A 24248-nucleotide genomic window follows, 5' to 3' on the forward strand; every position below is an offset into this window, starting at 1 on the left:
CAGGCCTGAACGTATACGGAACTATTGCGAGACGGCGAATCAGCCGTCTCTCTATTGCTGTCATTCGAGGAGCAAAGCATGGCGCAAGCGCGAAGTGGTGAGAAGCCACAAGGCAACATTATAAACTGGTTTTTAAATAGTGCCTTCCCGCCAATCTTTATTGGTTTTGCGCTATTACTTGGTGTCATCGCCCTGTTACTGACGCCGCGTGAAGAAGATCCACAAATCGTCGTGCCGATGGCTGACGTTGTCGTTTCAGCACCTGGCTTGTCGGCTCGTCAAGTGGCCACGCAAGTGACGGAGCCACTGGAACGCTTAGTCTCGCAAATTGATGGTGTCGAGTATGTCTATTCGTCCTCGAACCGTGACCACGCCAATGTTACGGTGCGCTTCTATGTTGGTGAAGATCGCGAAGACTCCTTGGTCAAGCTGTATAACAAGCTGTACTCCAATCAAGACCAAATCCCTGCCGTTGTTAGCAATTGGGTCGTGAAGCCCGTTGAGATCGATGATGTACCGATTGTCGTAGCTGCCATTTATAGTCAAGATCCAGAGCAACATGACGCATTTACGTTGCGTCGCGTGGCGGAACAAGCGACCCAGCGTCTCAAGTCGATTCGCCATACCAATCGCGTGGAAGTGACCGGTGGTCAGGCACGAGTCGTGCAAATTGAGCTCGATAGTGTGGCATTGGCTGCTCATAGTACAACACTGGCCGACATTGCTCGCGCTGTGCAAGTCAGCAACACGCAGGTGACAGCAGGCCATTTGCACCAAGATAGCCGTGTGATTCAAGTCGAAAGCGGCGTGTTTTTCCAATCGGCCGCCGAATTAGCCAACGCGGTTGTTAATGTCGTCAATGGTAAACCGGTTTATTTACGTGACGTTGCTGATGTGACGGACGGCCCAGAGCAGCCGAACGATTACACCTTCTTCTATCCGGGTCTGGCGTTTAGCGCCGAGCACGAGAATACTGCAGTAGACAAATATCCAGCGGTGTTTATTTCTGTAGCAAAACAACGTGGCTCCAATGCAGTTTGGGTGGCGGACAATGTTCTTGCTGCGCTCGAAGAACTGCAAGCCGATTGGTTACCGGCAGGGGTCGAGTATTCTGTCATTCGGAATTACGGTGAAACGGCCGACGACAAAGTCAAAGAGCTCGTCAGCAGCTTGATCGTTGCGGTCATCGTGGTGGTGGTGTTTGTCGGTCTGTTCCTGAGCTGGCGCGCTGCTGCTGTGGTTGCTATTGCTATTCCAATCGCTTATGGCGCCACGCTTGGCATGGACCTTTTGTTTGGATACACCATCAATCGAGTCACTCTATTTGCGCTGATTTTGGCCTTAGGCTTAATTGTCGATGACCCTATTGCCGCGATTGACAATATTGAACGTCACATGCGCGAGCAGGGTAAAGCAACTAAGCGCGCAGTCATCGCTGCCATGGTGGAGATCCGTAGCGCGCTATTAATGTCGACCTTGGCAATTATCATTGTCTTTACGCCGATGTTTTTTATCACCGGCATGATGGGCCCATACATGGCGCCGATGGCGTTTAACGTGCCTGTCAGCGTAGTTTTCTCGACCCTTACTGCATTCTTAATTACCCCGTGGCTGGCGTGGAAAATTATGGCTAAGGCCAAGCAAAAAGGGGCTTACGACCCGAGCACTTCAGTTCTCTACAAAGGCTACCGCGCCATCCTTAAGCCGTTAATAGCGAGTCCGCGGCGTAGCAAAATATTTCTCTGGGCCGTTGCTGGACTCTTTGTCATTGCAGCAATTCTGCCGGCGATGCGTCTCGTGCCACTGAAGTTATTGCCGCACGACAACAAGAATGAGTTCCAGCTGATTGTCGATTTACGTGAGGGCGAGTCGCTTGAAAGCACCGCCATGGTGCTCGAACAGTTTGCCAATTACTTGCAACGCGTGCCGGAAGTAGCGTCAGTTTCAAGCTTTGCCGGCGTCGCCTCGCCAATGGACTTCAATGGCATGGTGCGGCATTACTTCCATCGTCAGCAACCGTGGCAAGGCGAATTGCGGGTTGTCTTGGCACCGAAACAGCAGCGGCAAATGCAGTCACACGAAATGGTGAATCGTTTACGCGATGACTTGGAAGCCATAGCCACAACGCATAACGCCCGCTTAAAGCTGGTACAAATGCCGCCAGGACCGCCGGTTCTGGCCACCGTGGTCGCGGAGATTTATGGTGACAGTCGAACCGACTATCGAGAGCTTGAAGCCGCCGCACAGGTGGTTGCAGATCGCTTGCGCCGGGAAGACATGGTCAGTGAAGTTGATACCTCAGTCCCCTTTGATTATAGCGTTTGGCGCTTTGAAGTGGATCGTGAGAAGGCAGCTCTGTCGGGTATCAGCGCGACGGATATTCACCAAAGTATTCAGGCAGCGACTGCAGGCTGGGTGATTGATTTCTTGCAACAGCCAACCGAAATTAATCCATTACCCATTGAAATTCGATTGCCGCAAGGGGCGCGTGATAACCCCGACCACCTTTTGTCGCTTTATGTTCGCGGTCAACAGGGCATCGCTCAAGTGGATGAAGGTCAAGGATTGCGGGCAGCACCTGCGCCTTTAGTACAATTGGCAGAACTTGGCCGCTTCGTTGAAGTCAATGCTGACCGACCCATTCTGCACAAAAACCTGCGCCCGGTTGCGTATGTGTATGCCGAGTCGGTCGGTCGAGTGCCTGCGGATGTAGTCGCCGATGTTATGGTTGATCAAGGCAAAGAAGGTGATAATTTCGTACCCCATTGGCGTCGCCATTACTTCAATAATGGCTCAGGTTTAGGCTGGGATGTGCCGGATAACATTTCGGTTGTCTGGAGCGGTGAGGGTGAATGGAAAATCACGTTAGATGTCTTCCGTGACCTCGGTATCGCGTACGGCGTTGCGCTGCTTGGAGTCTATCTGGTGATGGTGTTACAAACCGGCCTGAAAGGCGTTTCCGGCATTATGATGTTGTCCATTCCGCTGACCATTATTGGCATTATGCCCGGATTTTGGTTCTTGAATATGTTCGCGGCGGATATTAACGGCTACCCGAATCCGTCGTTATTTACCGCCACAGCCATGATCGGGATGATCGCTTTGGCTGGCATAGTTGTCCGTAATGCTCTGATTCTTATTGAATTTATTCAGCAGCGATTGCGAACGCCTTGCACCTTAGAAGAGGCACTATTCGATGCTGGTGCGGCGCGAACACGGCCCATTTTATTGACCGCCGGTACCACCATGTTAGCGAATATCGTGATTACCCTCGACCCAATTTTTAATGGTTTAGCGTGGGCGATTATCTTTGGCATTACCGCCTCAACCGTATTTACGTTGTTGGTTGTGCCGGTCGTCTATCACTTAATGTACAAAGATGCGGAAGGCCATGGTTTACCAGCTGCTTTATCGCAGGAACAGGAGAGTTTGTCATGAATCGTAAGCGTATTCTCACGATTGTCGCTGCGTTTGTCGGCTTGGCATTGATATTTGTCTGGTTAGCAGGAGGGTTTGTCAGCAAACTACCGACTGCAACCATAGCCGCTACGCAGTCAGCTACGGTGGCAGAAAGTGCCGAGGTGGTTCGTGCACGCGTACAACAGGTCCGTCATTTCAGCGGCAGTTTGCAAGCTCGCCAGCAATCTTCGATCTCGGCACGAATCACTGCGCGTGTTGCTGATGTGTTGGTTGATGCTGGTGATGTTGTGCAAGCGGGGGACATTCTCCTGCGCTTAGAAAGTGACGATTTAAGCGCTCGCGTTCGCCAGCAAGAGCAGTCATTAGCGGCTGCGCAAGCTCGCGTTAACGAGGCTCGTTTGAACTTCCAACGGACCGAGAGTGTGGTCCAGCAAGGAGTCTTACCTGAAGCTCGCCTTGATGAAGCACGAGCTGCTCGGGATAGCGCTGAAGCCGAACTGAATCGAGCGCGCGAAGCATTGTCAGAAGCACGCACGAGTGAAGGCTTTAGCGTGATTGTTGCGCCATTTGATGGTGTTGTTAGTCGCCGCGCGGTCTTTACCGGCGATACGGCAACGCCGGGGATGTTGTTGGTGAGTCTCTATCAGCCGCAAACGTTACGTCTTGAAGCTGCGGTCAGTGAATCAGTGTTGGCGAACATTGCGATTGGCGATACGTTAACGATTGAATTGGATGCCTTTGCTGAGCGCATGCAAGCACAAGTGGTCGAAATCGAGCCGGCTGCAGATACGGCCTCGCGGAGCTTTTTGGTGCGCTTAGCACCGACAAGCACGGACAATATGTACCCTGGCATGTATGGCAAAGTGGGTGTGCCCACCGGTGTCCGTGATGTGCTTCTGGTACCTGTGGCTGCGGTGCAGCGCTTAGGTCAACTTAATTATGTTCACGTCCTTACTGACAGCGGTAGTGAGCGGCGCTTGGTACGTTTAGGTGAACCACAGACCTATCAAGGCAGCGAGTACCTTGAAGTGGTCAGCGGTGTGCGCGAAAGTGAGCGCTTGGCACTCAACTACTGATGAATACTGGGTATGTCACCCACGTTTGTGGGTGACTTGTTGAGCTTTTCCTTCTGTAGATACTGCGGCACAAAGCGGAAATAGACGCCGGTACCGCCTTCGGACCGGCGCAATATCTCAGCGTCACCGCCAAGGTGGCGACCGCGCTCTTTAATGATGACTAAGCCATAATGGTTTAATTTCTGCGGATCGCTTGGTATACCAATGCCATTGTCTTCGACCGCCAGCTCAATCTTCTCGTCATCGTTTGCTAGATGCTCTAAACGGATCACCACACGACTCCCTTCACTATGATGCATGGCGTTCTGAACGGCTTCGCGTACCATTTGTAGCAAATGAATTTCTTCATGGGGTTCAAGCGGCATATCGGCAATCCGATAATCGAGCTGAATTTCCATCTCGGTTTGATTTTGCAGCTGCGTGACCGTCGTTTCCAGAGCATTGAGTAAACCACCACCATCAACTTTTAAGCGGAAGGTCGTTAACAGTTCACGCAATTGCCGATAGGCGGAGTCGAGACCTTCCCGCAGTTCACGGGAAACATCCTCAATAATCGCTTCGTTTTTGACTGCCAGCGCCTTATTTAACCGCGTCACCTGAATTTTCAGATAGGACAAAGCTTGCGCTAGCGAGTCATGCAATTCCCGGGCGATGACGGTGCGCTCATTCACCATGGCTAAGCGACGCACTTGATCTTCCTCAGCTTTTAAACTTAAGGCGAGGGCCAACTGGTCGGAAACCGATTTTAAAAGCTGCTGTTGCCAGTCGTGCAGGACTTGGTTTTCGCGACAACGAGCAACCATGACACCGAAACGCTTTTGTTCACGGCTCAATGGATAGTAGTACTGACGAACACCCTCTTCGACGGAGATACAGTCGTCCTTGCGAATACATTCGGCACAGTTCGTTGCATGACAGGGGTCGCGGTCTGGCTCTGCCGCTTGAAATTGCAGGTAGGGCGATTTACCGTCGTCAGTGAGTAAGCAGAGTTCAAGATCGTCGAGATCAAGCACATCAGCGAGTTTACGTGTCGTGTCACGAAAATCATTGTAATTGAGCGCATGTTCGTTGATTCGCTTGGAAATGTCATAAAGCAACTGCAAGGTAATATGACTGCGCTGAAGTTGATGGGTTTGCTCATCAACACGGGTTTCGAGGCGCCCATACATAAAGCCAATTGTGTCACTCATTTTATTGATGGTATTCGCTAAAACACCAAGCTCGTCGCGGTTGTTGGCGAGGTCAACCCGCGTGGTGAAATCGCCTTGGCCGATTTTGCGGGCAGCTTGCTGCAGCTTTATTAACGGAATTTCGAAGCGCACACGGAGCCAATGCAAAACAATAATGGCAAGAATAACGGTCAGGAACAGCGCCATGACTAGCACTAAACGCAACTGACCAACAGAACGTTCGGCGTCTTGTTGAATCAATAACACCAGACCATCAATGTAGTTCACTTGCTCAACGAGCCCTTGATAAAACGACGGGGTGTCCACGGACTCGGCACGTAATAAGCGCTCGAGCTCCAACCAATTGGCCTGTGCTTGACGAAAATGGGAATAGATCGCGGTGTCACTATGGGCAAAGCGTCGGAACGAGGCATGATTCCAACTTTGGTTGAGGTTTTGCACGGCGGTTTGCAGACGTTCTGGGTCGTCCTGCGCCGCCACAATCGCAATGTGATACGTTTGCCAGCGCAATGAGCCGGCAACATTCAATGCTTCCGGGTCACGGTTCACTTTCTCCGAAAGCCAATAGCTGGTGAGAAGTGTCACTAATGACAGACCCACGATAGCAAATAAGGCCAAACTAATACTTCCTGCGAGAGACGAAAGCCGCTGTTTCACCTGGAATACCCCTTTTTACCCATAGGTAATTGAATGACTACCGCATTACTTAAACAAAATGACAAAAGCGAATTCAAAACAATAATTTACGGCTTATACGCAAGTACCACCATGGTGGTATTTTACTAATCGCCTGCCAGATCGCCGCGCTGGCCGCATTGATGCAGATCAAGCACACTTTCCTAAGATTACCATAGTGTAGACCTCGAAACATGAATGCAGTAGCTGGACTGGAGTCTGAAAAATGAGTCATTTACTCGATAAACTGCGCTTCTTCAACTTGAAGAAAGAGCCCTTTGCCAATGGCCATGGGGTCTCAACCAATGAAGATCGCACCTGGGAACAAGGTTATCGCCAGCGTTGGCAGCACGATAAAGTAGTACGTTCTACTCACGGAGTAAACTGTACTGGATCGTGTAGCTGGAAAATCTATGTCAAGGATGGCCTCGTCACTTGGGAAACGCAACAAACGGATTACCCACGAACGCGCCCGGATCTACCTAATCATGAGCCGAGAGGCTGCCCTCGAGGCGCTAGCTACTCATGGTATATTTACAGCGCTAACCGCTTAAAGTATCCGAAAGTCCGTCAACAATTGATGAAGTTGTGGCGTGAAGCGAAAGAGCAACACAGCGACCCGGTGAAAGCCTGGGAATCGATTGTTTCTGATCCGGCGAAAGCTAAAAGTTATAAAGAACGCCGTGGTCTCGGTGGCTTTGTTCGTGCCTCATGGGACGAAGTCAATGAGTTGATTGCCGCGTCGAACGTTTACACAACCAAAGAATTCGGCCCTGACCGTGTAACCGGTTTTTCACCAATTCCGGCGATGTCGATGGTTTCGTACGCTGCTGGCGCACGGTATTTATCATTGATCGGTGGTAACTGCCTCAGTTTCTACGACTGGTACTGTGACCTCCCACCCGCATCACCGCAGGTCTGGGGCGAGCAAACTGACGTGCCTGAATCAGCCGATTGGTATAACTCCAATTACATCATTGTTTGGGGCTCGAACGTACCGCAAACGCGTACGCCGGACGCTCACTTCTTAACGGAAGTTCGCTATAAAGGCACCAAAACCTGTGTAATTACCTCGGATTACTCAGAAGCATCGAAATTTGGTGATACTTGGTTAGCGCCACGCCAAGGTACCGATGCTGCGTTAGCGATGGCCTTCGGTCACGTGATTCTAAAAGAATTCCACGTGGATCAGCCCAGTGAATATTTCACGGACTACGTTCGCCGTTATACCGACATGCCAATGTTGGTCATGCTCGAAGAAGAAAATGGCAAGTTAACCCAAGGCCGTTTCCTGCGTGCAGCGGATCTTGTCGATAATTTAGGTGAAGACAACAACCCAGATTGGAAAACCATTGCGATTGATCGCAACGGTGACCGCTTAGTGAGTCCAAATGGTGCAATAGGCTATCGTTGGGGTCAAAAAGGTAAATGGAATCTCGAGCAAAAAGACCAGAAAGGCGACGTCGACTTACATCTTTCTCTGAAAGATCATGCCGATGATATCGTCGATGTGGCGTTCCCTTACTTTGGCGGCAAGCCGCACGAGTATGAGTATTTCCAGCATACCGAACACGATGAAATTCAAATGCGGAAAATCCCAGCGAAGCGTGTTCAGCTTGTCAATGGCGAGTCTGCGTTAGTCGCAACGGTATTTGATTTAATGCTGGCAAACTATGGTGTCGACAACGGCTTGAGGGATCCCAATCGTGCGCAAAGCTACGATGACAGCGTACCTTATACGCCAGCATGGCAACAGCCGATTACCGGTGTAGATCCGAAAGATGTGATTCGAGTTGCGCGGGAGTTTGGCCGCAACGCCGATAAAACCAAAGGCCGTTCGATGGTGATCGTTGGTGCCGCACTCAACCACTGGTATCACATGGACATGAACTACCGTGGTTTGATCAACATGCTGATGATGTGTGGCTGTATTGGTCAAAGTGGCGGCGGCTGGGCACATTACGTCGGCCAAGAAAAACTTCGTCCGCAAACGGGCTGGGCGCCACTCGCGTTTGGATTGGATTGGCAGCGTCCACCACGCCACATGAACGGCACCTCATTTTTCTATAATCACTCGAGCCAATGGCGTTACGAGAAATTAGAAATGACCGAAGTGGTTTCACCACTAGCGAATCCGAACAAATGGAAGTCGAGCATTATTGACTACAACACGCGCGCGGAACGCATGGGCTGGTTACCGAGTGCGCCACAATTAGGCACCAATCCGCTGGGTATTGCTGCAGCAGCTGAGAAAGCTAGCATGGACGTCAAAGACTATGTGGTTGATCAGCTGAAAAGCGGCAGCTTGAAGTTTGCTTGTGAGCAACCGGAGAGTCCGCAGAACTTCCCGCGGAACATGTTTATTTGGCGCTCAAACCTGCTCGGGTCATCGGGTAAAGGCCATGAGTACATGCTTAAGCATTTACTGGGCACCAAGCATGGATTGCTGGGCAAAGACTTAGGTGAGTTCGGTGGTCAGAAGCCAGAGGACGTTGAATGGGGCGGCGAAGGTGCTGAGGGTAAAGTCGATCTTTGGGTCACTTTAGACTTCCGCATGTCGACCACCTGCTTGTATTCCGACATCGTTCTTCCGACCGCGACTTGGTATGAAAAAGACGACATGAATACCTCGGATATGCATCCGTTTATTCACCCGTTAACTGCCGCGGTTGACCCTGTTTGGGAAGCACGTAGTGACTGGGAAATTTTCAAAGGTATCGCCAAGGAATTCTCGCGGGTTTGTGTCGGTCACCTCGGTGTAGAGAAAGACCTCGTCACCGTGCCGATGCAGCACGATACGCCAAATGAGTTGGCGCAACCCTACGGCGTGAAAGCGTGGTGGAAAGGTGAATGTGAGCCGATCCCAGGTCAAACCATGCCGAATTTGGTGGAAGTCGAACGTGACTACCCGAATACCTATCATCGTTTTACGTCACTTGGACCATTAATGGACAAGCTAGGTAACGGCGGTAAGGGCATCAATTGGAATACCCAAGATGAAGTCGATTTCCTTGGCAAACTTAACCGCAAGCATGTGGAAGAAGGTGCGAACCAAGGACGTCCGAAAATCGAAACCGCCATCGATGCCTGTGAAGTAATTTTATCACTCGCACCGGAAACCAATGGTCAGGTTGCGGTGAAAGCTTGGGGTGCGCTGAGCGAGTTTACCGGTCGCGATCACACCCACTTAGCCAAGCCAAAAGAAGACGAAAAAATTCGTTTCCACGACATTGTGGCGCAACCGCGGAAGATTATTTCGTCACCGACTTGGTCGGGCTTAGAAGACGAGCACGTTTCTTATAACGCAGGTTATACCAACGTTCATGAGCTGATTCCATGGCGCACCATCACTGGCCGTCAGCAGTTCTATCAGGATCATGAATGGATGCGCGATTTTGGTGAGACACTCTGTGTGTATAAGCCACCGATTAACCTGAAGACGGTGCAGCCTGTGCTGAATAAGAAGCCAAACGGTAATAAAGAAATCGTGTTGAACTTCTTAACGCCGCACCAGAAATGGGGCATTCACAGCACCTATTCGGACAACTTGCTCATGCTGACGCTATCGCGCGGTGGCCCGATTGTATGGCTCAGTGAAATCGATGCGAAAGCAGCAGGTATTGAGGATAACGACTGGATCGAAATCTTCAACGTTAACGGTTCAATCTCAGCACGTGCGGTTGTTTCGCAGCGGGTACCGGAAGGTATGAGCATGATGTATCACGCGCAAGAGCGGATTGTAAACGTACCTGGCTCAGAAATGACCGGAACCCGCGGTGGTATCCATAACTCGGTAACGCGTGCAGTCATGAAGCCGACGCACATGATTGGCGGCTACGCGCAGCAGAGCTACGGCTTTAACTACTACGGTACGGTTGGCTGTAACCGCGACGAGTTCGTCATTGTCCGCAAGATGGACAAGGTTGATTGGCTGGATACCAAGTGATGAGTTGGCGCTTGCGGCCTAGTGGCAAGCGCCCGACCTGCACCAGATTTTAGGAAGACGATTATGAAAGTTAGAGCTCAGATTGGCATGGTGTTAAATCTGGACAAGTGTATCGGTTGTCACACTTGTTCGATCACCTGTAAGAATGTCTGGACCTCACGTGAAGGTGTGGAGTACGCCTGGTTCAACAACGTTGAAACCAAGCCTGGCGTGGGCTTCCCGAAAGAGTGGGAAAACCAAGACAAATGGAAAGGTGGCTGGGAGCGCACAGGTAAAGGCAAGTTGCAACTGAAAATCGGTGGCAAACTGCGTATTTTGGCAAATATTTTTGCCAACCCAGACTTACCGCAAATCGACGACTATTATGAGCCGTTCGATTTTGACTATCAGCACTTACACAATGTTGGTGACACCAAGCACCAACCGGTTGCGCGTCCGCGTTCATTGATTAGCGGCCAGCGTATGGAAAAAATCGAGTGGGGTCCAAACTGGGAAGAAATTCTCGGTACCGAATTCGAGAAGCGGAAACGAGACACCAACTTCAACGAAGTGGTGCAAAAAGACATTTATGGTCAGTTCGAAAAGACCTTCATGATGTACTTACCGCGTTTGTGTGAGCACTGCTTGAACCCAGCCTGCGTGGCAGCCTGTCCTTCTGGCGCCATTTATAAGCGTGAAGAAGACGGTATTGTCTTGATTGACCAAGACAAGTGCCGTGGCTGGCGCATGTGTGTTTCTGGTTGTCCGTACAAGAAGATTTACTACAACTGGAAAACCGGTAAATCCGAAAAATGTACCTTCTGTTACCCACGCATTGAAGCGGGTCAGCCAACGACGTGTTCAGAAACATGTGTCGGTCGGATTCGTTACTTAGGTGTGCTGCTGTACGACGCAGACAAAATTGAAGCGGCGGCAAACACTCCGAACGAAAAAGATCTCTACCAAGCTCAGTTAGAGTTGTTCTTGGACCCGTTTGACCCAGAAGTCATTGCGGCCGCGAAAAAAGAAGGGATTGCTGACAACTGGCTGAAAGCAGCACAGCGCTCACCCGTATACATGATGGCAATGGAGTGGAAAGTTGCGCTGCCATTGCACCCTGAGTATCGCACCTTACCGATGGTTTGGTATGTGCCGCCATTGTCACCAATTCAAACGGCAGTGGAAGCGGGCCATGTTGGCATGAACGGTGAAATTCCAGACCTGAAGTCGCTACGGATTCCGTTGCGTTACTTAGCGAACATGTTGACCGCTGGTGACGAAGCTCCAGTTGTTCGTGCGCTTGAGCGCATGATTGCCATGCGCGCCTACAAACGCTCTCAAAACGTCGACGGTGTTGAAGATTTTGAAGTGCTGAAGCAAGTGGGCTTAACACCAAACCAAGTGGAAGAAATGTACCGCTACATGGCGTTAGCCAACTTTGAAGACCGCTTTGTTATTCCAACCAGTGCCCGGGCTTATGCACAAAACGCCTATGACTTAAAAGGCGAATGTGGCTTTAGCTTCGGCAACGGTTGTGGTGGTGGCGAAAGCGATCTCAGCTTGTTCGGTGGCGACAAAAAAGGTGTTCGTAAAGTCATTCCTGTGGTTATGAAGGATTAATCAATATGCAAATCGCAAGAGTTTTATCATTGCTGCTTGATTATCCTCGTCCGGGGTTACTTGCAGCGCAGTCAGATATTCAGGCCATTATTGCTGAGTCGCCGTTATCGGCGGAACGTCAGCAAGCGCTGAGTGCATTTGTGTCCGCTCGCTTTAACGGTGACTTGATGGACTGGCAGTCCGAATATGACACCTTATTCGAGCGTGGACGTTCGCTGTCACTGCTTTTGTTTGAGCACGTGCATGGTGAATCGCGGGATCGCGGTCAGGCCATGGTCAACTTAATGAACCAATACAAAGAAGCAGGCTTGGAAATTGGGGTGCGTGAGCTCCCTGATTACATCCCTCTTTACCTTGAGTTTCTCTCCACTCAAGGTGAAGAGAACCTGCGCCTTGGTTTAGAAGAAGTGGCGCATATTCTCGCTTTATTGGCAGCTCGTTTAGAGCAGCGCGATAGCGACTATGCTGCGGTACTGCATGCGTTGCTAGAACTTTCGGGTGTCAGTGTGGATATTGCTGACGTGCGCGAGCAAATCGCCAATGAAAAGCGTGACGACACCAAAGAAGAGCTGGATAAGGTTTGGGAAGAAGAAATGGTCAAGTTTGGCCCTGACTCGCAGACAGATGGCTGCAGCACAGCGGTAAACAAACCGTCAGAAACCCAGCGCAAAGACCAGTACGTCCCGATTAACTGGGCTGACATCACTGATGCAGCTCAGACAGAAGCTCAACGAGGAAACTGATCATGAACTTCGTCGACATGTTACTTTTTGGGATTTATCCCTACATTGCGTCTGTCATTTTCTTTGTTGGCAGCGCGCTTCGCTATGACCGTGAGCAATTCACGTGGAAAGCGCAATCGAGTCAAATCTTGGATAAAAACTTTTTCCGGATTGCCAGTGTGTTTTTCCATGTGGGTATTATCATGATCTTCCTTGGTCACTTTGGTGGCTTGGTGATTCCGTATGAAGTCTGGGATTTCTTCGGTGTGACGCTCGCGCAGAAGCAGCTCATCGCGTTAGGTGTTGGTGGCTTCTTTGGTGTCATGTGCTTTATTGGCTTAACCATGCTGGTCTACCGTCGCTTGTTTAACCCTCGCGTGCGGGCCAGTAGCTCGGTGATGGATACGTTAATTTTGCTGCTTATCTACTGGCAATTAATTCTCGGCCTCATCACTATTCCTGTTTCTACGGGTCACATGGACGGTTATGTGATGAAAGATCTGATGAGCTGGAGCCGCCATTTGTTGACATTCCGTCCAGCAGAAGCGGTGAGTTTCTTAGCTGATATGCACTGGATTTACAAAGCCCACGTGTTCTGGGGTGTGACGCTATTCGTACTGTTCCCATTCAGTCGTTTAGTGCATATCTGGAGCGTGCCAGTGAAGTATTTCGGCCGTAGTCACCAAATCGTCCGTCGTCGCTACTAATCCTGCGTTAGTAACGAAGAGCCTGAAGTCTAGGCGTGGAGAGGATGCTATATCACTCTCCACGCTTTTATCAGCCGGGGGTCTGGAGCTCGTGGCCGATGAAAGAGAGGTTGTTATGATTCGTGTCAATGACACTACCATTGAAGAAAAATCAGTTCTGGAAGAGATGCAATATCATCCAGCGGAGAGCCAACAAGAAGCCATGAAAAAAGCTGCTGAAGCTTTGATTATTGGTGAGCTTTTCAAGCAGCGTGCGCAAGAACTTGGTTTTAAAGTTGCCTCGGCTCATGCTGATGCAGCAGAGCAAGATTTCGTTGAGCGTTTGATAGATCAAGAAGTGCATATACCGGAAGCGCAAGACGAAGAATGCGAGCATTACTTTCAAGCCAACCGCGAACGCTTTACGACGTCACCCTTGTTGGAAGTTCGGCACATTCTACTTGCCGCCGCACCTGATGATAACAAGGGCCGGATGGAAGCACTGAGTTTAGCTGAAGAAGTGATTAAGCAGCTGCAAGCCGGTGGCGATTTTGCGGGGCTCGCACGTGGACACTCGTCGTGCCCTTCAAAAGAAACAGGTGGCAGCTTGGGGCAACTGAGTCGCGGTCAGACCGTACCTGAGTTTGAACGCATTGTCTTCGCTCTTGAGCCGGGCTTATATGACTCACCGGTGGAAAGTCGCTACGGTTTCCATGTGGTTTGGGTCGAACGCAAAGTCCCAGGTCAGCCGCTCGACTACAGTGCGGTGAAAGAGAAGATTCGCGATTACTTGAATGAAAAAGTGCGCCACAAAGCGATTGCACAATACATTCAAACGTTAATTGCGGATGCCGAAATTGAAGGTTATTCATTTGCGGTGGACGGCTCACCCCTGATGCAATAAAGGCATAGTCGCCTCTCGAAAAACCGACCAGATGGTCGGTTTTTTGTTTCCTACAGACTAGTCAGCAATGAACTTTGCAGCTACTCTCAATAGATTGTCTGAGAGGCCTACGTATGCAAACACAAGCTACTGAAATAGAAAACAATTTCGACACGGTGCTGACGCGACCTACGCGCTATTTTATTGTGGTGTTAGCTATTGTTCAGGCCATTGTCTTGTATGGCTTAGCCCAAGGGCTTGAACGCGACTGGTGGTGGCTTACATCCCTGTCTGTGTCTTTTCCACTGTTTACGCTGGTCTTAACGGTACCGGCCATGTTCATGCTCACCATTCGTTGTATCAATCAAAGATCGCTGTGGTGGAGTAGCGCAGGCTTTTTGTTGTTTTTCTTGGCTCTTGCATGGCTCGCAACCTTACTTGCAAATCCGACAAGCTTTAGCGACAACACCCATGTGCTCATGCCCTTTGCGTTGCTGTTGGCCGCCTCAGCATTTATTTTAACTGCGTTTTGGCAGGTGTGGTTACAACAACCACAACACTGTTACCCCGCGTTATTTAGCCATGCTTGGCAAAATGCATTAACGCTGCTGCTCATGCTTGTGTTTGTTGGTATTGGTTGGGCGCTGATTTCCCTGTGCATTTCGCTGTTTCGATTATTAAGTATAGAGTTTTTTGCAGAGTTCTTCCGTGCCGAACCCGTGCGCTACGCAACTACCGGTTTATTAATTGGCTTCGGCATTTTAATCGGTCGTAATGAACCGAAACCCATTCAAATGACCCGCAAAATTGTATTTGCTGTGTTTACCTGGCTATTGCCGGTGCTTGCACTGATCGTGTTGCTTTTCGTCATCGCCTTGCCATTTGGTTTTTCCGAGCTTTGGTCCGGCGAACGTTCGGTGTTTAGCGTGGCGTTCCTACTGGCCTTCTTAATCGGTGCTTTCCTGCTATTCTTTAATGCCGTGTATCAAACCGGTGAAGCGCCTTTACCTTACCCTCATTGGCTGCGTTGGGTTGTGCGGCTGGCAACTTTGTCGTTGCCGATTCTGGCTGCAATTGCCCTCGCAGCGGTGATCACACGCATCGGTGAATATGGCTGGACACCACCGCGCTACTGGGCACTCGTTTTGATTCTGGTTCTTAGTGCTCACGCCATTGGTTACGCTTATAGCGCCATTCGTCAGAATGGTGGTGAGTTGCAATTGATTCCACGCGTCAATGTTTTGATGGCAGCGCTGTTGGTGGCGGTGGTGACGTTCAGTCATTTGCCAGGGATTAACCCCTATACACTGTCAGCGCAGTCTCAAGCACAACGTTTAGCCACTGATTTAGCGAACATGCCTTCTGCTGACCTGACTTGGTTACGCTTTGAAGTGGGCAAACCCGGTGTCCAAGCGTTGCAGAATTTATCGGCACAGGCCTCAGCAGCAAATGAAGCTGAGCAAGTGGAAACAATCACTGCGTTACTGAATCGCGAACACCGGCACTGGTACCAAGCACAAGAGCGACAGGCTGAAGGTGAAATCAATTGGGAGGCTTTACAGCAAGCGGTCGTATGGCGTTCAACGGAAACCGAAACAGTGCCGGTATCTCTTTTAGTGGCTTTGCAAGACGGTAATTTAAATATTCGCGATTGTGGCGGCGATGACGTTACTTGTTATGGTTTTGATTTAACGATGACGGAGGTCGAACGAGCGATTTTATTGTGCGTCGATCGTGCATGGTCTTATGGCGTGTCCTGCACATTGGCAGTGCAAAATGAACACTCCGTCAATCACGATGAATGGGAAGTGGTGCTTACGCGTTTATTGGCGCGCACGGATGAATTGACTCGCGCTTTACGCCGAGGACAAGTCGAGCTTTCCCGACCTTGCCTTCCGAACGTCGAGCTCGGTGGTGAAATACTGAGTCTGTCGACTTATCGCTGTTGAGCAGCCCATGCTAAGGTTAAATGTTCATCGCGAAACTCTGGACGACGTGAAAGATAGTCGTCAGAAACTTGGTAAACTAATGCATAGTGCATATGATTTAGGCCTTAAAAGTTGAATCAGAAGAAAGACTTCGTTTATCTACGCTCAAATAACAATAAACAGTAAGTGATTACTATCGGTTACTGATTTTCAAAATTACCAATCTATACCAAAAGCTTGCACATCAGAAATTTTCAGTTCACGATGGGTTGATGAACTTGAACGCCGTATCGTCAGCAACGAAGCAAAATGTTGTCGTTCCGACTATCCTAATAATAATGTGTTTAATAGGATCAACTTGTTATGCTACGTATGTTGCTTTGCACGTTTCTTATTGCGCTTAGCGTTGTGTTCGGCAACGCAACGGCGCAACAGAGACCTACGGGCTTTGAAGTGGTGCATGCAGTCGATCAAGAAATCACTATTCAATTGAAATGGAAACATCAGTTTCAGTTTGCCGGCTACTATGCGGCTCTCGAGCAAGGGTACTTTGCTGATGAGGGATTGAACGTTGTGCTGCGAGAGCGCGACACCAGTGAGAATATTATTCAGCAGGTGCTCGATGGCCGTAGCGATTACGCAATCACTGATTCGGTCGCTTTGCTGGAAGCTGGGCAAAATCCAGATATTGTCCTGGTTGCAGCGATTTTCCAATACTCAGCCAATGCTATCGTCAGTTTGCGGGAGAAGCAGATCCGCCGTCCGAGAGATTTGGCCGGTCGGCGAATTGGTTTTTATGAAAGCAGCGCTGATGGTCTCGATGTCCTCGCTTTATTAGCGGATCAGCGGATTCGCGACGTTGAGCTTGTTCCTGGCTCGTGGCAAGAGCGTTTGAGTATGTTGCGCAATCACGAAATCGACGCAACTGTGGTTTATCTGTCCAATGAACCTATTGTATTGCGAGAAGATGGCCTTGATATTCATGTCATGATCCCGCGCCACTTTGGGATTGATTTGTACGGCGATATTCTCTTTACCTCGCGCACTGAAGCCGAACTATTTCCAGAGCGAGCTGCGGCGGTGCGCCGCGCGGTCATTCGCGGTTGGGAATACGCACTCGCTCATCCGCAAGAATTAGTTGAACTCATCTATAGCCAGTACAACACGCAAAATAAATCACGCAGCGCGCTTTTCGCTGAGGCACAAGTTATTGCGTCTCTGGTGTCAGCGACATCAACGCCAGTGGGTGAACTTGACCCTGGTCGTATCGAGTTTTTGAGCCAGCAGCTGCAACGCCTTAATTTACTTCAACACGTTCATGCAGGTCAGAGCGCGGTCATTTTCAATGAACAGTTTGGCCGCAGTGTGCAATTAACCGAAGCGGAAAAAACCTTTTTGGCCGAGCTTGGCAGTATTCGAGTCGGCGTGGAAGCGCTTGGCTGGCCGCCTTTTGAAATGCTCGATGAATTTGGTCAACTGAGCGGCCTAGCAGCTGAGTACCTCGATATCATTGCCGAGACCCTTGGCCTTCAGTTTGAACTCGTGCCGATGCAGAGTTGGGATGACATGCTCCAAGCGACAATGGAACGGCGTATCGATCTGCTTCCTGTTATCGCTGCGACTCCTGAGCGTAGTCACTATCTCAATTTTACTGCGCCATATGTTCGATCGCCGATGGTGATTGTTACTCGTGAAGACGTGGATTTTATTCCCGATATGCAGGTACTGCGTGGCCAGCGTGTTGGCGTCGTTGGCGGTTATGCATCGGACGAATTGCTAAGCGAGTATTATCCATATTTACAACTTGTGCGTTACCCCAATACTGAAGCAGGCCTGCATGCACTCGCCAGCGGTCTGGTGGATGTCTTTGTCGATAACCTAGCCGTTGCGAGCTTTCTTATTCGTCGTGATGGTTTGGCGAATTTGAAAATTTCCGGGCAAACACCTTACTCCTTCGATTCAGGTGTCGCAGTAAGGAATGATTGGCCGCTGCTGCATAGCGCAATCGGTAAAGTTTTGGCGAGCATTCCAGCCGAGCAACATCAAGAAATTTATGCGCGTTGGGTGCAGCTCGAATTTAGCCAACGATTAAGTCTACGTGCTATGTGGTTGCCCTTGTCTTTAATCGCTATTGTGGTCATTTCATTGCTCGCTTATCTCGCGCGTTTACGCCTGCTAAATAACCGTCTTCGTCGGGCTCACGAACAACTCAGCGCAGCGCAAGATGAGTTAGCAATAAAGAATTTAGAGCTACAAAAATTATCCGTGACCGACAAGCTGACTGGGGTCTTTAACCGTTATTTTCTTGATTTAAAGCTCGCAGAAGCCTTTGAACACGCCTCGCGCTATCAACGCAACATGTCCATAGTGTTGATTGACCTTGATTATTTTAAGCGCATTAACGACGAACTCGGGCACCAAGTGGGGGATCGAGTGCTGCAAGAGTTTGCTGACCTTGTTGAACGTCATATTCGCCGCAGTGATATTTTTGGCCGTTGGGGTGGTGAAGAGTTCTTATTGATTTGTCCAGAAACAGACGATCAACAAGCATTAGCGATTGCTGACAAAATCCGTTTTGCGGTGGTCAATCACCGCTTTTCTCAGAGTTACGGTGTGACGATTAGTGCGGGAGTCAAAGATAATCAGAATGTGGACTCTATCGATCAACTCATTACTGCTGCGGATCGTGCTCTTTATCAAGCGAAGGCGAGTGGTCGTAACCAAGCTTGCATAGGAGCTGCAAAAGATTGACAAGCGTTAAGGCACAAGCATCTTCGAGAAGTTTGCGTTCACACTTCGTACTGGTCAGTGCGGGCATGATTCTTGCGCTGACGTTAGTGCTCAGTTCGATTGCTCACCATTCGGAGGCTCGTGCATTGAAATCCCAAATTGGTAACGCCTTAATTGATACAAGCATGCTGTTGAATCATAACCTTGACCAATTTATGTGGGCGCGCTCGATTGAAGTGGAATTGCTTAGCCAATTTGGAATGAGCTTTGAAGATCCAGATGAAATGCGAGATCTACTCGAAGCGGTGCAAGAGAAAGTGCCAAGCTTCGCTTGGTTCGGTGTCACCGACTCCGAAGGGGTTGTTCAGGTGAGCACTGGAGGATTACTTGAGGGTATGAGCATTGCACACCGTCCAGTATTCACTGAAGCGCGAAGCGAACGTTTCTATGGCGATGTGCACGAAGCGCAGCTCTTAGCTCAGTTACTACCAAATCCAAGTGGTGAGGCGATGAAGTTTGTCGATATCAGCTTTCCACTTTTTTCTGACGCAGGTGAGTTTCGTGGAGTATTGGCAGCGCATCTGAGTTGGGAGTGGGCACGCGAAGTGCAGACCACCATTATGGAGCCGCTGCGCGAGCGCCATCAAATTGAATTTTTTGTCGTCAGCCCACGTATAAATGCAGTATTGTTAGGGCCCGGTCGTATGGCAGGGCAAGAGCTTAATCTCGCTAGCTTAACTGCTGCCGAGGCCGGAGAATCCGGTTTTCTCGTGGAAAAATGGCCGGATGGAGAGCGATACTTCACGGGATTTACGAAGTCATCTGGCTATCGCGACTTTCCGGGGTTTGGCTGGTCGATTTTGTTACGGGAAAACGAAGCCGTTGCCGTTCGGTCCGTCACCCAACTACAAATTGTTATTTGGTCGACCAGCTTATTATTCATTTTGCTTTTCGCATTCATTGCCTGGCGTTTAAGTATCGTCATCACTGAGCCGCTACAAGAGATTACTCAAGCTGCTCATCGTCTTTCCAAAGGAAAAATTGCCGAAATCCCTTTGCACAAAGGCATCCGTGAAATTGAGTCCTTGGAGCAATCGCTGCGCGACCTGCTGGTGAGTTTAACTCGTGCTGAATCTGCACTCGGTGAAATGGAGTCGAAAGCCCATCGCGATGCATTAACTGGGCTTGCCAATCGCAATGCGTTAACTAAGTATCTGAAAGTTGCGCGGGAGTTTGCCGAGCAACGGCATCAGTCATTAACCTTACTTTATCTTGATCTGGACAAGTTTAAACCGGTCAATGATACCTATGGTCATGCGGTCGGTGATGCCTTGTTACAGCAAGTCGCTCAGCGCTTGCGTCATCAAGTTCGGCAAGACGAATTAGCGGTGCGCCTTGGCGGCGATGAGTTCCTTTTAGTATTAACGACAGACGACCGGTGTCCTGAGGCCACGGGCGAAATGGTAGCAGAGCGTGTCTTAGAGTCGTTGCGTCAGCCATTTCAAATTGAACAATTAACGTTGAACATCGGCTCGACGATAGGCATCGCGATTTGGCCGCAAGACGGCGAGCAAATTGAAGAGGTTCTTGAGTTAGCTGACCAAGCGCTTTATCGAGCCAAGCAACAAGGCCGCAATCGTTATTTGTTTGCAAACAATCCCAAATAAAAAGAGATGACTGCTGTCATCTCTTTGGTCGTTTCGATTACTTCAGCTTTAACCCGAATGGAGTGGACGTCCTTGTCCGAGGGCTGGAGTAGAGCCTTTTTGTTACATTAGGCGTTTTGCTCGGCGAGAAGCGCCGCTTCTTTGTCTTTAAAGAAAACACCTTTGGTAATTTGCCAACTGACCGCCAAGGCACCCACAATAAAGATGACGTCACCGACAGTTCGCACCCAACGCAGCATGTGCAGTAATGGTTGTTGCATGAACTCTTCGCTACGTGCGTACCACAAGCCTTCGGTTGCACTGGCGTGGAACTGGATAAAGCCAATCGGTAGCAAGCTGGTGAAGAGCATCAGTACCAAGCCCCAGTTTAACCACCAGAACGCGGTTTTCATGAGCTTCTCGTCGAATTGGAAGTTCGGCTTGATATAGCGTAATACCAAGAGACAGAAACCGAGCGCAAGGAATCCATACACCCCAAACAATGCCGCGTGAGCGTGGGTTGGTGTCGTATTCAGACCTTGGATGTAATAAAGCACGATCGGTGGGTTGATCATGAAGCCCATAACGCCAGCGCCAAGGAAGTTCCAGAATGCCACGGCAATGAAGAACATCAGAGGCCATTTAACCCGAGCCATCCAGTCCGCACGAGCTTTCAAGCGCCAGTTTTCCCATGCTTCGTACCCTAAGACCACCAGAGGAACAACTTCAAGTGCAGAGAAGGTTGCGCCAACTGCCATAATTGGTGTGGTGGTACCTGAGAAATACAAGTGATGGAAAGTACCAGGTACACCGCCAAGCAGGAACAACGACGCTGACGCTAAGCTCGCCGCGGTTGCCGTGGTGCGTGAAACAAGGCCCATGTTATAGAAGATAAAGGCAAACGATACGGTCGCGAATACTTCGAAGAAGCCTTCTACCCAGAGGTGGACAACCCACCAACGCCAGTATTCCATGACCGACAAGTGCGTGCGCTCGCCGTAGAAGAAGCCGGCACCGTAGAACAAGCCGACCGCAATCACTGAACAGATGAACAACACCAACAGGTTTTTGTCACCGTCTTTCTTCAGTGCCGGTAACATGCCGCGAAGCATGAGCACCAACCACAATAGGATGCCGACGAATTTCAGGATCTGCCAGAAGCGACCAAGGTCGAGGTATTCGTAGCCTTGGTGACCAAACCAGAAGCTTAAGTGCTCAGGCATGACTTGTGCAATCGCTAACCAGTTACCAATGAAGGTACCGGCAGTGACGATAATCAGTGCCCAGAACAGCACGTCGACACCAAGTTTTTGGTATTTCGGGTCTTTGCCACCATTGATAATCGGAGCAAGGAACAGACCGGCTGCAAGGAACCCGACAGCAATCCAGAACATGGCGGCTTGCAAGTGCCAAGTACGGACCAAGGTATAGGGTAGGATTTGTGTGGTATCAATGCCATAGAAGCCACTACCTTCAACGGTGTAGTGCGCAGTAAAGCCACCGAGGAAAACTTGTAGCGTAAACAAGGCAACCACAACAAACAAATATTTGCCGAGTGAACGTTGTGACGGCGTGAGCTTCACTAAGCTGATGGGGTCTTTTTTCGGTGCGACCGGCTCTGCGTGCTCTTTGCGTAAGAAGGCCCAGGCCCAAATCAACGCACCCACACCAGCGATCAATAGAATGATGCTGACCAACGACCAAATCAGGTTTTCCGCTGAAGGCGTATTGCTGATCAGTGGTTCATGTGGCCAGTTGTTGGTGTAAGTTACGTTCGAATCCGGACGTTCAGTTGCTGCAGCCCACGAGGTCCAGAAGAAGAAGTGCGTTAACTCAATACGACGGCGTTCCGATGGCAGCGTATCGTTCTTCATGGCGAAGTTATGACGCGTCTGCTCGAAGGCGGGGTCATTGCCAAACAAGCGAATATAGTAGTCCGCAGTTTGTTGGATGGCGGCATAGCGGGTGTCGCTCAATACCAGCACGTCGCGAGCTTGGTCGTAGGTATTGGTGCGATACTCGACTTCAAGATCATGGCGCAGCATGCTTTGATCGCGCGGGTCTAGCTCGTCGTAGGAGACACCATAGATCTGCTGAGCAGTAATGTCTAACCATGCTAACAATTCGCGGCGTAGCCAATCGGCTGTCCAGTCGGGTGCTTGATAAGCACCATGACCCCAGATTGAACCAAGTTGCATACCACCAACCGACTGATACGCCGTTTGACCATTTAAAATGGTCTCATTGGTCATGATCAGGTTGCCCTGAGCGGAGACGACTTGATCAGGAATGGGCGGAGCCACTCGATACACTTCTTTACCGAAATAGCCCAAAATACCAAAGGTAATGGCTAGAATCGCAATTAACGTCCACCAGAGTTTTTTATACTCACCCATGGCAGCCCCCTTTTTTGAGTTGATTATTGTTAAGCATGTGCTTACTCCCGTTTACTAAACTCTCCCCGGATCATCCGAGTGATTCATGGTTGATTTAGCAGGAAGCGTGCCAGCTTTTAATAATCCAATTAAATCAATTATATATGGGTTATCTTGGCGTTTTCGAACTCGGTATTGGTGGTTTTCACCTGAACGCTTTCGGGTAAAAATTACCCAGCAGGTAAAAATCACCACGAAGCTCCTCATGGCGCGGTAATTTCAACTACTCCCCTTGGCGTATCTCCTTAAATTCCCCTGTTAAAGATACGGACATTGTAAAATTGGCTAACTGAAGTCGCTTTCTGTGAATGACCACACAAGAACATGAAATCGATGTCTAGGGCGAATCAATGCGAGGTTGCGCATGACAAACAAACGAACAGAACTAAAGGGCATTGCCAAGCTCACTCTAGTCGCGGTGAGTGTGGCAGCGGCTATCGCTTGGATACCGCAAAGCTTTGCAACCGAAGCGACGATGACGGCGCAGGAAGAGATTAACCTGTCGTTGCGCGATCGGCTGGAACATGTTGGCGGCAAGCCTGGTTGATGCTTCGCTGTAATGTTTAATCAGCAACGTTCCATCCCCAAACGCTCGGGCTTTCAGTTCGCTAGAGCGCTCTTTCCTATCTTAGAAACAAACGCCTAAAAAACCATCCCGATGACCCATTACCTCTGACGAGGTAAAGGATCCTTATTTGCTGCGGCTTTGCGTTCAGTAGTGAATTTCACTGCCGCAAAACCTTGATCTAGATCAAAGGATAGATTTGCCAGTTGGTTACTGTAAACACTATATATTGTGCTAATGGAATCCAATAAACACAAGATATGGGGTTGAAGTGAAAGCTAACGGTTATTTACGTTACAGCGAAGAGCAAGTGGTTTGGCAGGAAGTGCCGGGTGAAACGTCGCTGGCTTACACCATCACCGGCTGCTCAGTCGGCTGTAAAGGTTGCCATAGTGTCGACACTTGGCCGCAGGGTAGTGGCACGGTATTGACCCCAGATTATTTCCAGCAGCGGCTCGACCACTATCGAGGCCTGTTGACCTGTGTTGTCTTTCTAGGTGGTGAATGGCAGCCACAAGCCCTACTTGAATTATTAAGATTGGCTCGGCAGGCGGGGCTGAAAACTTGCCTGTATACCGGCTTAGAGGATGTTTCCGACGATCTTCACAAGCATTTAGATTATTTAAAAACGGGACCGTGGATTGCGGAGCGGGGCGGCTTAAATAGTCCGACAACGAACCAACGTTTTGTCGACTTGCGCCGAGGGGAACTGCTGAATTTCCGCTTTTTGCTATAGGTCTGCATCAA

14 protein-coding genes are annotated in these 24248 nt (G+C 49.8%); 12 read left to right on the top strand and 2 right to left on the bottom strand.

The features are described from left to right. Positions 1 to 78: 78 nt before the first annotated feature. Together LAT77_RS04235 and LAT77_RS04240 are read left to right on the top strand one after the other, a co-directional pair. Positions 79 to 3438, top strand: a complete 3360-nt coding sequence (locus LAT77_RS04235) for an efflux RND transporter permease subunit (protein WP_290563304.1) — start codon at positions 79 to 81, stop codon at positions 3436 to 3438. Continuing rightward, a complete protein-coding gene (locus tag LAT77_RS04240) occupies positions 3435 to 4496 on the top strand; it encodes an efflux RND transporter periplasmic adaptor subunit (protein WP_290563305.1) in 1062 nt (353 codons plus the stop codon). Before LAT77_RS04235 ends, LAT77_RS04240 begins: the two co-directional genes overlap by 4 nt. On the opposite strand, the gene LAT77_RS04245 is transcribed toward LAT77_RS04240, so the two are convergent. Then, entirely contained in the window at positions 4490 to 6304 is a 1815-nt protein-coding gene (locus tag LAT77_RS04245) for an ATP-binding protein (protein WP_290563306.1), read from the bottom strand. The genes LAT77_RS04240 and LAT77_RS04245 overlap by 7 nt on opposite strands. Positions 6305 to 6587: 283 nt before the next feature. On the opposite strand from LAT77_RS04245, the gene LAT77_RS04250 reads away from it, so the two are divergent. From LAT77_RS04250 to LAT77_RS04285, 8 genes are all read left to right on the top strand, one after another. Then, positions 6588 to 10307, top strand: a complete 3720-nt coding sequence (locus LAT77_RS04250; RefSeq protein ID WP_290563307.1) for a nitrate reductase subunit alpha — start codon at positions 6588 to 6590, stop codon at positions 10305 to 10307. A 63-nt stretch (positions 10308 to 10370) separates the two neighbouring features. Beyond that, entirely contained in the window at positions 10371 to 11906 is a 1536-nt protein-coding gene (gene narH, locus LAT77_RS04255) for a nitrate reductase subunit beta (protein WP_290563308.1), read from the top strand. A gap of 5 nt (positions 11907 to 11911) precedes the next feature. Further along, positions 11912 to 12649, top strand: a complete 738-nt coding sequence (gene narJ, locus LAT77_RS04260; RefSeq protein ID WP_290563309.1) for a nitrate reductase molybdenum cofactor assembly chaperone — start codon at positions 11912 to 11914, stop codon at positions 12647 to 12649. A gap of 2 nt (positions 12650 to 12651) precedes the next feature. Continuing rightward, positions 12652 to 13335, top strand: coding sequence for a respiratory nitrate reductase subunit gamma (narI, locus tag LAT77_RS04265; RefSeq protein ID WP_290563310.1), 684 nt, complete (start codon positions 12652 to 12654; stop codon positions 13333 to 13335). A gap of 115 nt (positions 13336 to 13450) precedes the next feature. Next, positions 13451 to 14218 carry a peptidylprolyl isomerase gene (locus LAT77_RS04270; protein WP_290563311.1) on the top strand — a complete coding sequence of 256 codons (768 nt, stop codon included), beginning with the start codon at positions 13451 to 13453 and terminating at the stop codon, positions 14216 to 14218. A 113-nt stretch (positions 14219 to 14331) separates the two neighbouring features. Then, entirely contained in the window at positions 14332 to 16146 is a 1815-nt protein-coding gene (locus LAT77_RS04275) for a DUF4153 domain-containing protein (RefSeq protein ID WP_290563312.1), read from the top strand. Positions 16147 to 16488: 342 nt separating this feature from the next. Then, on the top strand, positions 16489 to 18876 hold the full coding sequence (locus LAT77_RS04280) for a transporter substrate-binding domain-containing protein (RefSeq protein WP_290563313.1): 2388 nt from the start codon (positions 16489 to 16491) through the stop codon (positions 18874 to 18876). Continuing rightward, a complete protein-coding gene (locus LAT77_RS04285) occupies positions 18873 to 20522 on the top strand; it encodes a diguanylate cyclase (protein WP_290563314.1) in 1650 nt (549 codons plus the stop codon). Before LAT77_RS04280 ends, LAT77_RS04285 begins: the two co-directional genes overlap by 4 nt. 107 nt (positions 20523 to 20629) lie before the next feature. Here LAT77_RS04285 and LAT77_RS04290 read toward each other — a convergent pair whose 3' ends face one another. Further along, on the bottom strand, positions 20630 to 22897 hold the full coding sequence (locus LAT77_RS04290; RefSeq protein ID WP_290563315.1) for a nitric-oxide reductase large subunit: 2268 nt from the start codon (positions 22895 to 22897) through the stop codon (positions 20630 to 20632). A 403-nt stretch (positions 22898 to 23300) separates the two neighbouring features. Between LAT77_RS04290 and LAT77_RS04295 the strand changes: the two genes are divergently transcribed. Beyond that, complete coding sequence (locus LAT77_RS04295; protein WP_290563316.1) at positions 23301 to 23483, top strand: hypothetical protein; 183 nt, start codon at positions 23301 to 23303, stop codon at positions 23481 to 23483. Positions 23484 to 23772: 289 nt separating this feature from the next. After that, positions 23773 to 24237, top strand: a complete 465-nt coding sequence (gene nrdG / locus LAT77_RS04300; RefSeq protein WP_290563317.1) for an anaerobic ribonucleoside-triphosphate reductase activating protein — start codon at positions 23773 to 23775, stop codon at positions 24235 to 24237. Positions 24238 to 24248: the final 11 nt, after the last annotated feature.

It is taken from the genome of Aliidiomarina sp. (assembly GCF_022565475.1).
GTDB lineage: Bacteria > Pseudomonadota > Gammaproteobacteria > Enterobacterales > Alteromonadaceae > Aliidiomarina.